10 protein-coding genes and 1 riboswitch are annotated in these 13,470 nt (G+C 70.3%); of the genes, 4 read left to right on the forward strand and 6 right to left on the reverse strand.

The genetic code is table 11. From position 1 onward, the window contains the following. Positions 1-224 precede the first annotated feature (224 nt). Positions 225-1,196 carry an NAD(P)H-dependent flavin oxidoreductase gene (locus tag IU476_RS33540; RefSeq protein ID WP_195106349.1) on the forward strand — a complete coding sequence of 324 codons (972 nt, stop codon included), beginning with the start codon at positions 225-227 and terminating at the stop codon, positions 1,194-1,196. 31 nt (positions 1,197-1,227) lie between these two features. On the opposite strand, the gene IU476_RS33545 is transcribed toward IU476_RS33540, so the two are convergent. Then, positions 1,228-2,193, reverse strand: a complete 966-nt coding sequence (locus IU476_RS33545; protein WP_195106350.1) for an MBL fold metallo-hydrolase — start codon at positions 2,191-2,193, stop codon at positions 1,228-1,230. Between the two features lie 544 nt (positions 2,194-2,737). On the opposite strand from IU476_RS33545, the gene IU476_RS33550 reads away from it, so the two are divergent. Beyond that, positions 2,738-5,440 carry an SDR family NAD(P)-dependent oxidoreductase gene (locus tag IU476_RS33550; RefSeq protein WP_267466681.1) on the forward strand — a complete coding sequence of 901 codons (2,703 nt, stop codon included), beginning with the start codon at positions 2,738-2,740 and terminating at the stop codon, positions 5,438-5,440. A gap of 27 nt (positions 5,441-5,467) precedes the next feature. Here IU476_RS33550 and IU476_RS33555 read toward each other — a convergent pair whose 3' ends face one another. The 3 genes from IU476_RS33555 to IU476_RS33565 all read right to left on the reverse strand — a co-directional run bounded on the left by IU476_RS33555 (position 5,468) and on the right by IU476_RS33565 (position 7,238). Continuing rightward, a complete protein-coding gene (locus IU476_RS33555) occupies positions 5,468-5,863 on the reverse strand; it encodes an RNA-binding S4 domain-containing protein (RefSeq protein WP_195106352.1) in 396 nt (131 codons plus the stop codon). A 40-nt stretch (positions 5,864-5,903) separates the two neighbouring features. Further along, positions 5,904-6,470 carry a C40 family peptidase gene (locus tag IU476_RS36540; protein WP_228824739.1) on the reverse strand — a complete coding sequence of 189 codons (567 nt, stop codon included), beginning with the start codon at positions 6,468-6,470 and terminating at the stop codon, positions 5,904-5,906. A gap of 110 nt (positions 6,471-6,580) precedes the next feature. Continuing rightward, a riboswitch (cyclic di-AMP (ydaO/yuaA leader) is annotated at positions 6,581-6,744 on the reverse strand. Positions 6,745-6,986: 242 nt separating this feature from the next. Further along, the gene (locus tag IU476_RS33565; RefSeq protein WP_195106353.1) at positions 6,987-7,238 is read right to left on the reverse strand and encodes a hypothetical protein; all 252 of its coding nucleotides are present in this window, start codon (positions 7,236-7,238) and stop codon (positions 6,987-6,989) included. Between the two features lie 128 nt (positions 7,239-7,366). Here IU476_RS33565 and IU476_RS33570 point away from each other — a divergent pair, with 128 nt between their 5' ends. Then, positions 7,367-8,554, forward strand: a complete 1,188-nt coding sequence (locus IU476_RS33570; protein WP_195106354.1) for a DUF8462 domain-containing protein — start codon at positions 7,367-7,369, stop codon at positions 8,552-8,554. Here the strand turns inward: IU476_RS33570 and IU476_RS33575 are convergent. Beyond that, positions 8,551-9,924 (reverse strand): serine/threonine-protein kinase, encoded by a 1,374-nt coding sequence (locus IU476_RS33575; RefSeq protein WP_195106355.1) that lies wholly within the window; start codon positions 9,922-9,924, stop codon positions 8,551-8,553. The genes IU476_RS33570 and IU476_RS33575 overlap by 4 nt on opposite strands. 263 nt (positions 9,925-10,187) lie before the next feature. Here IU476_RS33575 and IU476_RS33580 point away from each other — a divergent pair, with 263 nt between their 5' ends. After that, entirely contained in the window at positions 10,188-11,324 is a 1,137-nt protein-coding gene (locus IU476_RS33580; protein ID WP_195106356.1) for an epoxide hydrolase family protein, read from the forward strand. A gap of 23 nt (positions 11,325-11,347) precedes the next feature. On the opposite strand, the gene IU476_RS33585 is transcribed toward IU476_RS33580, so the two are convergent. After that, the gene (locus IU476_RS33585) at positions 11,348-13,324 is read right to left on the reverse strand and encodes an acyl-CoA dehydrogenase family protein (RefSeq protein WP_195106357.1); all 1,977 of its coding nucleotides are present in this window, start codon (positions 13,322-13,324) and stop codon (positions 11,348-11,350) included. Positions 13,325-13,470: the final 146 nt, after the last annotated feature.

Raw genomic sequence — 13,470 nt, forward strand, 5'->3', positions numbered from 1 at the left:
TAATCGGCAACCTGCTTCTCACCTGATCATTTTCCAGCTCAGAGGCCAAATAGACGACGGCTGGCGCAGTCCCTTCGACTGGCGGGTTGTGGACATAGCCCGAGATGGAAGCAAACTGCGACTTACATGAAGGTTGTACTCGGCCCGGCGGCCGTGCCACCATCGAGCCCAGTCGCGGGCGGCGCGGGTCGGCACCGCCGCCGTACACAGCAGGAGGACAACCGATGTTGCGCACCAGGTTCACCGAGGAGTTCGGCGTCGAACATCCCATCGTGCAGGGCGGCATGATGTGGGTCGGCCGGGCCGAACTCGTCGCGGCCGTCGCCGACGCCGGTGGCCTCGGCTTCATCACCGCGCTCACCCAGCCCACCCCGGACGATCTGCGCAACGAGATCGCGCGCGCCCGCGACCTCACCGACAAGCCGTTCGGCGTGAACGTGACGATCCTGCCCTCGATCAACCCGCCGCCGTACGAGGAGTACGTCGAGGCGATCATCGAGTCGGGGGTGAAGATCGTCGAGACCGCGGGCAGCAACCCCGAGCCCTTCCTCCCCTACTACAAGGCGGCCGGGGTCAAGGTGCTGCACAAGTGCACCAGCGTCCGGCACGCGCTCAAGGCGCAGAAGATCGGCGTCGACGGCGTGTCGATCGACGGCTTCGAATGCGCCGGGCACCCGGGCGAGGACGATGTGCCCGGCCTGGTGCTGATCCCCGCCGCCGCGAAGGCGCTGGAGATCCCGATCATCGCCTCCGGCGGCATCGCCGACGCCCGCGGCCTGGTCGCGGCGCTGGCGCTGGGCGCGGACGGCGTCAACATGGGCACCCGCTTCCTGTGCACACAGGAGTCGGCGGTGCACCAGAAGGTCAAGGAGCGCATCGTCGCCCACAGCGAGCGCGACACCCAGCTCATCTTCCGCACCATGCGCAACACCGCCCGCGTGGCCGACAACGAGATCAGCCGCAAGGTCGTCGAGATCGAGGCCGCCGGCGGCACCTTCGAGGACGTCCGCGACCTCGTAGCCGGTGCCCGCGGCCGCCGCGTCTTCGAGGAGGGCGACCTCGACGCCGGCATCTGGTCCGCCGGCCAGGTCCAGGGCCTCATCGACGACATCCCCACCTGCGCCGACCTGATCTCCCGCATGGTCACCGAGGCCGAATCCCTCATCACCTCCCGCCTCTCCTCCTTCGTCGCCTGAGACCGCGGCGACGCTCGTGCGGGCTTTCGGGTTAGGCGCGGGCGAGGACGGCGTCGTAGTCGTGGCTGGCGATGACCTCGATGCCGGCGGGGAGGGCGTGTAGGCGCTGGATGGTTTCGAAGGTTTTGTCGCGGTCGGCGTCGAACAGGCGGCCGGGCATGGGGGCCTTCTCGCGAATCAGCTTGATCTGCACGGTGTTCCAGATGGCGTCGCCGGCGAGCAGGACGCGGGTGCCGTCGTCGACCGCGAGCAGGACGCCGATGCTGCCCGGGGTGTGGCCGGGCAGGTCGACCAGCAGCACCGCGCCGTCGCCGAACAGGTCGTGGCTGCGGGTGAAGGTGAGCACCGGTGGGCCGTCGAGTTCGAGGGTGCCGCGCGGGCGGTTCACCAGCGGGGCGCGGACCACGCCGTACGGGGCTCGGTCGCCTGTCATCGCCCAGTCGTATTCCGTTGCGGGAACCCGCAATTCGATCGACTCGGGCAGGTCGAGCAGGCCGGAGACGTGATCCCAGTGCAGGTGGGTCGCCACTGTGAAGTCGATGTCCGCACCCGAGAGCTCGCGCGCGGCCAGGGCGTCGGCCAGGCCGAGCACCGGCTTCTCCGGCGAGACCAGCATGCCCACCGGGAACGGCATGCCCGGTAGCACGCGCTTGTGCACCGCCGCGCAGATCGCCGGGTCGACCAGGAACCGGGCCTGCGGATGCTGAATCAGGAACGCGCCCATGGCCATCGGCAGCGAACGCAGCGAGCGCATCCCCTCGGCGACGACGGCGGCCGGGGCCGAGGTGCGGGCCTGCACCAGGGCGGTCAGCGCGACGGTGTTGCGGGCCGGGGGAACCGGGGCCACCTCGACGCGCGCCAGGAATCCGGGGTCGGGCCGACGCGGGCGCAGCAATCGACGCGGCGTCGCGAGCAGCGCGGAACAGCAGTCGGCCAATGCGTGTACGGCTCCGGGTCGCCCGGCGGCGAGGTCCGGCTGGGAGGTCGGTTCGGTCACAGCGCCACGTTATGCGATCGGTGCGACGCCCCGGAAGCCTCTTCTCCGCAGGGCAAGTTCTCGGCATAATCGCCGGGGGACACCTGACGGCCGGTGATCTCACCGGATGCGGGAGGGAGCGCCCTTATGGGTCACAGCAAGACGATCGAGCCTTACGCGACACCATGACCGAACCCCCGCCCAGCCCGGCCACCGGGCCCGCCGCGGTGGGCCGGGATGCGGCGATACCGGCCACCTCAGCGGCAACCCGCGCGCAAGCCGCACGGCCCCTGCATCTTTCGGCGGTCCCGGCCACCTCAGCGGCATCCCGCGCGCCAGCCGCACGGCCCCTGCGTCTTTCGGTGGTCCAGGCCACCTCAGCGGCATCCCGCGCGCAAGAATCACCCCCGCATCGTTCGGTGCTACTCGCGGCGGTGTTTCCCAAGCGCACGGAAGCTGCATCGCCACTGCTTCTTTCGGTGCTCGTCGCCGTGTTTCCCAAGCGCACAGAAGCTGCATCGCCACTGCATCTTTCGCGTTCCGGCTGGTCGGTAGGAGTCGGTCGATGAACGGGTCGGCGGATGGTCGGGGGCGGCAGGGGGTGTTGTTCCTGTTTTCCGGGCCGGGTGGTGAGCATGTGCGGATGGGGCGGGCGCTGGCGGCGCGGTATCCGGTGTTCGCGCGGGCGGTGGACGCGGCTACGGAAGCCGTGGTGCGGGCCGGTGGGCGGCGGGTCTGGACGCCTCGGCACGGTTTCGCGCGGAGCCTGGAGACGGCCGATTCGGTGCAGCCGACGCTGTTCGTGTACCAGCTTGCCCTCGCGGAACTGGTGCAGGCGTGGGGGATTCACGCGCACGCGGTGGCCGGGCACGGCGCGGGCGAGATCGCGGCCGCGGTGGTGGCGGGCGCGCTGTCGCTCTCCGACGGCGCGCGGGTGGCCGCGACGCGCGGGCACACCCTGTCCCGGCTGGACGATCCGGGCGCGGCCGCCGTCCTGCGCGCGACCCCGGCCGACGTGCGCCGGCTGGTGGAACCCATGCGCTCGGCGGTCTCCCTCGCCACCGTGGACGGACCGGACTCGGTGGTGGTGACCGGGGTGCCGCGCTACGTCGAGGCACTGGTGCGGCGCGCGCGAAGGCGCGGGTGGTCCGCCGAACTCAATGCGGTCGCGGACCTCAGCCACGTACCGGCCATGCGAGAAGCACTGCCGGAGTTCACTTCCCAACTCCGCGACGTGACTCCCCGCGCCCCGGGAATACCGGTGTATTCGACGGTGCGGCGGTCGGCGGTGATCACCACGCCGACCCTCGGTGCCGACTACTGGACCGAAAATATCTCGGGCACAGTAGAACTGGCGTCCGCCCTGGCGGCAGCCGCCGACGACGGCATGTCCACCGTGGTCGAGATCGCGCCCCATCCCACCCTCACGCCGGTGGTACGCGCCCACCCGGCCTTCGCCACCACCACCTATCCCCTGGTGGTCGCCGACAACGAGGCCGAGTCCTTCCTCGAAGCGGTAGCCCGCCTCTACGCCGACGGCCGCATGTCGAGCACGACAGCCGAAAACCCCTCGCGCCACGGACGATTCCCATCCCCACCGACTACCGAACACACCCACGCCCCACCACCGCAGACCGCTGCGGAGGAAAACAGCGATGGGGTCGGTCTCCGCGACAGCGACGGCGACGGCATTCCCCTCGGCCCGACGGTGAAAGCCGAATCGACGCAGGCGACAACCGGTTACGAGTGGTTGATCGCGGATCAGGGTGTGGTGGGCGACGGCAACGGGCAGCCGTGGCCGACCCGGGGCGCGGCCGTGTACGACCCCACTGTCGCCACCGCGACCGAGTGGGCGGCGACGATTGTCAACGAGGAGTACTGGGAGGCCGTCGACATTGCCGAAACGACCACCGCCCCCGTGAATCTGCCGTTCCACCAGGCCCTCGTGGTCGGCGAGTCCGCTGCCGCCGCCGAGCTCGAGCAGCAGCTGAGCCGACGGCTGCCGAGCCTGCGGATCAGGCGCGACCCGGTGGACGCGGGGCCGATCGCGGCCTCGCTGCTGGCGGATCAGGGTGTTCCGACGGCGGTCGTGCTGGTCTGGCCCGCGCCGGAGCTGCCGGGCCCGGTGACGACGGGTGTGGCCGGTGCGCTCGACCTGTTGCGCAGGCTGCTCGACAGCACCGTCGTGGCGACACTGACGGTGGTGCTGACCGACCGCACGTCACCGACCCAGCACGCGATCGCCGGCCTGGTCCGCACCCTGCAACTGGAGTCGGCGATACCGACCCGGCTGATCTGGACCGCCGACGGCGCACCGGAACGCCTCGTCGGCCTGGTACTGGAAACCGTTGGCCCGCAAGAGCTCCTGGTGCGCGGGTATACCGTCACCGCGCGCCGGTTCCGGCCCGCGACCGCGAGCGGCACCCCGATCACCATTCGGCCCGAGGGCACCTATGTGGTGACAGGCGGTCTCGGCGCGCTCGGTTCGGTCGCGGCCCGCTGGCTGCTCGACGCGGGTGCGCGCGACCTGGTGGTGCTGACCCGCACACCGCGCCCGCTGCCGCAGCTCCTCGACGGCTCCGACGACCGGATCGTGGTCGTCCGCTGCGATGTGACCGACCGCGCCGACCTCGCGAACGCCCTGTTCGACATCCGCGCCTGCGGGTCCACCATCCGAGGCGCGGTGCATGCCGCCGGACTCCGGCGCGACGCCGAATTCGGCGCTGTCACAACGAGTTCCCTTGCCGAGCTGTTCGAACCGCGCGCCGGCGGAGCCCGGCATCTGATCGACCTCACCGCAGCCGACCCGCTCGACTTCGTGCTGCTGTCCTCCTCGGCGACCGGCGCACTGGGCTCCCCCGGACAGGCCGCCGACGCCGCCGCGCACGCGGCTCTGAACGCACTGGCACACAACCGGACCGACGATCGGGTCCGCAGCATCGACTGGGGCGCATGGATTTCCGGCCCCGCCCCGGCGACCGCGCACTGGCGACGCGCCGGCGTCACCCCCTTCGACGTAGCCCGCGGCACCGCCGTGCTGTCGGTCGCCCTCGGCCACCGCGCGCCCTCGCTGCTCGCGGTGGACTACACGCCCACCGACGACCCGTCCCCCTTGGCCACCCGCCTGCGCGCGCTGCTCCCGCACCGCGACCACGGCCCACCCCCGAATCCCGACACCGGTCCCCTCCCGAAGCACCCGACCATTGCCGCCTTGAGCGCCGCACTGGCCGAGGGCTTCCCCACAGCACGCCAACGAGATTCGACATAGCGGACGCGACGGCCGGGAGCGGGAATGTCAGTCGGGCGAACGGCCGAGTAGGCGATCCGTCTCGCGGCGCTCCCGTTTCGTGGGACGACCGGAACCGCGATCGCGGCGCGGCATGGTGGCGAGGATTTCCGGGGCAGGCGGAGGAGGAGACTTGTCGATGAAGCACTGCGTGGCGATGGCGGCACCCACGCGTTTGGCGATGACCCGCTCCACGACGACGATGCGCTCGATGCCGTTGACACGGACTCGAACCTCGTCGCCGGGCTTGATCTGATGGGCGGGCTTCACCGCCACGCCGTTCACGCGGACGTGCCCGGCCCGGCAGGCGGTCGCCGCCGCCGACCGGGTCTTGAACAAGCGCACCGCCCACACCCAGGAATCGACCCGGGCGGAGGCGAGCTGCTGATCCGTCTCTGCGCGCATACGTTCAGAAGGTTACGCGCAGGACGGACCGGGGCAACTCTCAGGCGACGCGACGTGCGGTGACGATCGAGTCGGGGTTCAGGTGCGAGTACTCGACGGGCTCGCCGGCCTGCGGGGCGTGCAGGATCTGACCGTCGCCGGCGTACATGGCCACGTGGCCGCCGCCGTTCTGGATGATGAGGTCGCCGGGCTGCAGGTCCTGGAAGGCGACCGGGCGGCCGACGTGCGACTGCTCGAAGCTGGTGCGCGGCAGGTCGATTCCGGCCTGCTTGTAGGCCCACTTCACCAGGCCGGAGCAGTCGAAGCCGTTCGGGCCGTTGCCGCCCCAGACGTACTGGGCGCCGATCTTGCTGCGGGCCGCGTCGAGCGCGATGTCGCCGTTGGTGCTCGGCTTCTGCTGCTCGAAGAAGTTCGGCGCGGCGGGGCCGGGCGCGATGGCCTGCGGAGCCGCCAGCGACTGCTGGAAGCCCTTGATTTCGTCGGCGTGGTCGGCGAGTGCCTGGTTGGCCTGAGCGACCTGCTGGTCGTACTCGGCACCGAGCGGCACGTCGAAGTTGCCGAAGCCGGGAACGTTGATGGTTGCTGCCTGTGCCGAGATGGCCGGCATAGCACCAGTGGAAGCGGCGACCGCACCGAATACGAGCGCGCCCTTCACAGAATTCGGGAGCCGAGATTCCCGCTGCAAGCTGTGTTTACCCACCGAGCTGAGTCTCCTGTTTCTTCCTGCCCACCCACCGACCGGGTTAGCTGACGGGTTCGGGCCGGGAAGTTCGGCCCTACCTCGACGACCGTGTGGCCGAAGCGGATTCACCCCACAAACCTGGGTCCCCGGCTCGGATATCGGGCTGCCCACCCGGTATCCGATTAGGCGGTAACTCGATGGGCCGCCTCGCCTGCGAAGCGACTGCCTCCATCGGGTCACGAAGAGATTACGACGGGCGGGCGCTGTTGTCCACCCCACAGGACCGCGTGTTCGCCGCCGGCCGCGAATACCCAGGACAGCCACCGAATCACGCGCTCGGGCCCGGTGATAACGACTAGGCATCGCCCCGGACAACGGTGTTATCGAACCGAGCCGCGGCGGCGTTACCGACCGGTCGCGGCCGATCCACGTGGGCGTGGCTCAGTCGCGCAGGCGCAGCGCGCGTTCCAATTCGGTGATCCGGTCGCGCGCCTCGGCGAGTTCGATCTCGAGCCGGCCCAGCGCCATCACCAGCGGGCCGACCGCGAGATCGGCGACCAGCTGCGGATCGTCGTAGCCGCGCTCGATGGCCACCAGGATGTTGTCGCGGATGCGCGTGGCGACCGGAGCGTTCGCCGGCACGTTCCAGGATTCGACCACCTCGCCGACGGTGGGAGTGGATTCCTCCGACATGTCTCTCCCTGCGCTGGGACCCCGTTCGTGACACTGACAAGGATAGGTGCATGCCGGACGATAACTGTCTCTAGGGCATTCCGTAGATGCACCGAGAATGACATCGCGAGGGGCTACGGTGTACGGGCATGGACCCCGTGCGGAATCCGTATGCCCCCGGAGCCGGTCAGCGACCGCCCGAACTCGCCGGGCGCGCCAGGCAACTCGACGCCTTCGACATCGTGCTGGAGCGCGTCTCGCGCGGCCGACCCGAGCGCAGCGTGATGCTCACCGGCCTGCGCGGCGTCGGAAAGACGGTGCTGCTCAACCAGCTTCGTTCCACGGCCCGCTCGCGCGGCTGGGGCACCGGGAAATTGGAGGCGCGGCCCGATCAGGGACTGCGCCGGCCGCTGGCCTCCGCGCTGCACATGGCGGTGCGGCAGGTCGCGGTGGCACACCGCAATCCGGAGATGGTGGACGATTTCCTGGGCATCCTCAAGGCTTTCGCGCTGCGCGCCACCGCCGACAAGGGCATGCGCGAACGCTGGCAGCCCGGCATAGACGTGCCGGCCGTCACCGGGCGCGCCGATTCCGGCGACATCGAGATCGACCTGGTGGAACTGCTGATGGAGGCGGGCCAGCTGGCCCAGGACAGCGGCGTCGGCATCGCGGTCTTCATCGACGAGATGCAGGACCTGGGCCCGGCCGACATCTCCGCGATCTGCGGCGCCTGCCACGAATTGAGCCAGGAGGCAGCGCCGTTGATCGTCGTGGGCGCGGGACTGCCGCACCTGCCGGCGGTGCTGTCGGCGTCGAAGAGCTACTCCGAGCGACTGTTCGGCTATCACCGCATCGATCGGCTGGACCGGGAGGCGGCCGATCTGGCCCTCATCGCGCCCGCCGAACGCGAACAGGTGAAGTTCACCGAGGCGGCGCTGGACGCGCTGTACCGCAAGGCCGACGGCTATCCGTATTTCGTGCAGGCCTACGGCAAGGCCACCTGGGACGTGGCGGCGCAGAGCCCGATCGGCGTCGAGGACGTCGAACTGGCCGCGCCCGCCGCCGAGGAGGAGCTGGCGGTCGGGTTCTTCGGCTCCCGGTACGAGCGCGCCACCCCGGCCGAGCGGGAGTACATGCGCGCCATGGCCGATCTGTCCGGCGACGACGGCCCGGTAGCGACGGCGGCGGTGGCCAAGGAGCTGGGGCGCAAGCCCGCCTCGCTGTCGCCGGCGCGCGACGGGTTGATCAAGAAGGGCCTCATCTATTCGGCCGAGCGCGGCACCATCGGTTTCACGGTGCCGCACTTCGGGCGGTACCTGCGCAGCGTCAACACCTAGGGCATGCGCACGCAGCGCCCGGCGTAGGCGCCGTCGGAGTCTCGGAAGACCGGCCACTGCAAGGCCTTCGAGCGCGTCTCCGGGCCGTAGACGCCGTCGATGTCCGCGCCGCCGTCGGATTGCTCGTGCTTGACGGCGTTGGTGGTGGCGGCGTCGTAGAGACCGCTCACGGTGAGCGGTATGTGCCGGCACAGCGTGAGCGCCTCCTGCACCGCGCGCACCGGGTCGCCCTGGTCGCCGACGCCGAGGATGCACCGGCCGTCGTCGTGATCGGCCGCGCCGCTGGGCAAGCGCACGAACGAGCCGTCGCCGACCGGTACCAGGGACCGCCAGTAGCAGTGCCTGCTGGTGATCGAGGCGGCGCTGCTGCCGTGCGAAGGCGCGCCGGTCGACTCGCTCGATTTCTCCGGCAGCGCGATCACCGTCACCACGACGCCGACCACGGCCGCCGCCGCGAGCGCCGCGGCGATCGCCGCCCACCGGATTCCTTTCCGGGAAGGGCCGAATGCGCGTGCGGGAGCGGGCGGTTCGCCGTCGCGCAGGGCCGCGGTGACGGCGTCCGCGAATTCCGCGCAACTCTGGAAGCGGGCGTCGGGATCGTCGGCCATGGCCCGCGCGATGACGGCGTCCAGCGCGGCGGGCAGCTCGGCCTGCGAGCGCGTCGGGGCGTGGGCGGGGTCGTCGGGCTGGGTGGGCAGCGCCTCCGGCCGGGGCGACCGCCCGCCCGGGTTCGCGCCGGTGAGCAGGGCCAGCAGGGTGGCGCCCAGGGAGTAGATGTCGGCCCGCCGGTCCGCGGAACGGCCCGCCAGCACCTCCGGGGCCGCGTACGCGGGAGTGCAGTCCAGCCAACCGGTTTCGGTCACGGTGGCGTCCGCGTCGACGGTGCGGGACAGCCCGAAATCGACGACCAGGATCCGATCGCCGTCGTCGCCGTCGGCCACCAGCAGATTCGACGGCTTCACGTCGCGGTGCAGCAGGTTCTGGTCGTGCGCGTGCTGCAAACCGCGCGCGGCCGCGCACACGATGCGGGCGGCGCGGTCCGGCGGCAGCCCGGCGGGCGCGCGGCGGATGAGTTCGCCCGCGTCGGTGCCGTCGACGTACTGCATGGCGATCCACAGCGCGTCGTCCTCGGCGCCGCGGTTGTACACCGACACCACGTTCGGATGGTCGAGCCGGCAGGCCATCTCGGCCTCGCGGCGGAACAGGCCGCGGTAGCGCGGGTTGGCGCCCAGGCGCTCGTCGAGCACCTTCAGGGCCACCCGGCGCGGCAGTTCGGGATCGTCGGCCAGGTAGACCGCGCCCATGCCGCCCGCGCCCAGCGGGCGCACGATCGTGTACCCCGCGAACGTCTGCCCTGCCCGCAACAACATCCCCGTCCTCCGCTGGGCGCCGGTCCTCCTCACCCGTACACACAGTCAGCTCTCCACATCCGGACGCCCGCTGTCAAGCGCGGGGCCCGAGGGGCGGGGTTGCGCGTACTTCGCCGGATCGGCTCGCGAGCAATCGAATTCGACTTCGACAGGCCGTCGCGAGGTATCTCTACAGAGGTATCGCGGAAGAAGTAGATAATCCTAGATTTATCTCGAATCAAGTAGGACCAAAACAGTCCTACTGAGTTCCTATCGTTCCTTCCATGAGCAGCACAGAGATTCGCCCCTTCCGCATCGAGATCCCGCAGCCGGAGATCGACGACCTCCGGCAGCGGTTGGCCCGGACACGGTGGGCCGCCCAGCTTCCCGGTTCGGGACGCGACCGCGGGGTCCCGGTGTCCGAGGTGCGAGAGCTGGCCCGGTACTGGCAGAGCGAGTACGACTGGCGGGCGCAGGAGCGGCGGCTCAACGAGTTTCCGCAGTTCGTCACCGAGATCGACGGCGCGTCGGTGCATTTCCTGCATGTCCGCTCGGCGGAGCCGGGAGCGACTCCCGTACTGCTGAATCACGGCTGGCCGAACTCGTTCGTGGAATTCACCGAGTTGATCGGCCGGCTGACGGACCCGCGCGCCCACGGGGCGGACCCGGCCTCGGCCTGTCACGTGGTGGTGCCGTCGGTGCCGGGATTCGGCTTCTCTGAGCCGCCGCACACGACGGGCTGGACCGTCGACCGCGTCGCGGCGATGTGGGCGGAGCTGATGACCCGGCTGGGCTACGACCGCTACGTGGTGCAGGGCGGCGATCTGGGCACCTATGTCGCCACGGCACTCGCGCAGGCGGTCCCCGAGCGGGTGGTCGGCCTGTATATCACTGCGGGACTGGGCTTTCCGACCGAGGCCGACGCACCGGACCTGACCGGCGACGAGCGGGCCGCCTACGAGGCGCTGCTGTCCGCGGACTGGATGCACGGCGTCGACCACCACGCACTGCTGCGGGCGGCGCCGCAGACCTTCGACTTCGGCTGGACCGACTCCCCGGCCGCGGCGCTGGCGTGGATGTTGCAGAAGTTCCACGATTTCAGCGCCGCGGGCGCCCTCGACGCGGCGATCGATCGCGACGCGTTCCTGACCAACCTCAGCGTCTACTGGTTCACCCGGACGTTCGGCACCTCGGCGTGGACCTATTACGAGAGCACCGGTTTCGCCTGGCCGACGGGCTCGGCGGCGGTGCCGACCGGCGTGTACAGCGGCCCGCCCGGTATCCGACGGCTCGCCGAGCGCACCGCGAAGATCGTGCACTGGCCGACGGACAACCCGGCGGGTCACCACTTCATCGCCATGAACCGGCCCGACGACTACGCCGCCGACCTGCGCGACTTCCTTTCCACGGTCGACCGATAGGGCTTGTTCAGGTGAATATTCACCTATCTAGCATCGTTACTAGATAGGTGAATATCAGGCTCGCGGGTGGACGGCAGGAATGGCGTGAGCAGGTTCTCCTCGGTGGAGGGACCGAACTGCCATTCCGCGATCCACGGCCCGGTGCCCTCGCTCGGGTCCAGGACGCCCGCCTCGAGCCACTGGTAACGGCCGTCGAGGACGCCGCGCGCGATGGCGGTGTCGGCGTCGTCGGTGTTGTCCCACAGGGCGTCGAACAGCGCCTGCACCCGCAGCCGCGCCTGCCGACAGAAGGCATCCGCCAGCTGTTCGGCGGCCGCGGCCTCGGCATCGTTCTCGGCCCGCAGCGCCTGCGCCCGCACGCACGCCGCGGACATGGCGAACAACTCGGCCCCGATGTCGACGATGCGCCCGAGGAAGCCCTGCCGGTACTCGAGTTTCGCCTGCCAGCGCCCCATCGCGTACATCAGCGACCGGGCCTGCTTGCGCGACATCCGCTCCACGAACCGCACGTGCTTGGCCAGCGGCCCGAATTCGGCGTAGGTGGCCGGTACCGTGCCCGCGCCGACGGCCAGCTGCGGGAACCACTTCGCGTAGAAACCGCCCGCGCCGACCGCCGCCTTGGCCTTGTCCTTGAACTCGGCGTTGCGGTCGACCAGGGCGCCGGCGGCGGACATGTGCGCATCGGCCATCTCGCGCGCGATCAGCAGGCGCATGATCTCGCTGGAACCCTCGAAGATGCGGTTGATCCGCAGGTCGCGCACCAACTGCTCGGCGCCGACCGCGCGCTCGCCGCGGGCGCCCAGCGAGGCCGCGGTCTCGTAGCCGCGCCCGCCGCGGATCTGGACCAGCTCGTCGGCGATCCGGCAGCTCATCTCCGAGGCCCAGAGCTTGGCCAGCGCGGCCTCGATGCGGATGTCGTTGCGGTCCTCGTCGCACATGGTGCCCGACAGGTCCAGCGCCGCCTCCAGCGCGAAAGTCGTTGCGGCGATATAGGACAGCTTCGCGCCGACCGCCGCGTGCTCGCCCACCGGCCGGCCCCACTGCACGCGCTGGGCCGACCATTCGCGGGCGATCTTCAGGCTCCACTTGGCCGCGGCCGTGCACAGCGCCGGGATGGCCAGGCGGCCGGCGTTCAGCGTGGTGAGCGCGATCTTCAGGCCGTCGCCCTCGCGGCCGACCAGGTTGGCCCGGGGCACCCGCACGTTGTGCATGCGGGTGACGCCGTTCTCGATGCCGCGCAGGCCCATGAAGGCGTTGCGCCGCTCCACGGTGATGCCTGGGGAATCCGCCTCGACCACGAAGGCCGAGATGCCGCCGCGCCGTCCCTCGCCGCGCGGCACCCGGGCCATCACGACCAGCAGTTCGGCCACCACGCCGTTGGTGGTCCACAACTTCACGCCGTTGAGCACGTAGGCCTCGCCGTCCTCGGTCGGCGTCGCGGTGCAGGCCATGCGGGCCGGGTCGGAGCCCACGTCCGGCTCGGTGAGCAGGAAGGCACTGACCGCACCACGCGCACAGCGTGGCAGGAACTCGCGCTTCTGCTCGGGGGTACCGGCCAGCTTCAGCGGCTCCGGGACCCCGATCGACTGGTGCGCCGACAGCAGCACGCCCAGGCTGGGATGCGCCGAACCGACCACCATCAGCGCCTTGTTGTAGCCGACCTGCGACAGGCCCTGGCCGCCGTACTCCTCGGGGATCTTCAGCCCGAAGCAGCCGAGTTCGGCCAGGCCGCGGACGTATTCGGCGGGGATCTTCGCGGTCTGCTCGATCACGGCGCCGTCGATGGTGGCCACATAGGCCCGCAGCCGTTCCAGATAGGCCTCGGTCTTGGCGGCGTCCTCGGCCGACGGCCGGGGATAGGGATGGATCAGGTCGAGCCGGAACCGGCCGAGGAACATCTCCTTCGCGAAGGACGGCTTGGCCCAGGTGGTTTCGCGGGATTCTTCGACGAGCGCGCGGGCCTGTTCTTCGGTGGCGTCGACTTTCGCGGTGGTCGTCATGATGTCCTCCATCGGACGTGATCAGGATCACATCGAGTGTAGGAGGGTTTGTTACCCGCCGGTAGGGGCGAGCCGGGCGGCGGTTCGGCATCGTGTCCATAACGGCAGGTTCGCGCGGTTAACACGCTGGCAATACCTATCGACAA

This window comes from Nocardia blacklockiae (assembly GCF_015477355.1).
Classification (GTDB): Bacteria; Actinomycetota; Actinomycetes; order Mycobacteriales; family Mycobacteriaceae; genus Nocardia; species Nocardia blacklockiae.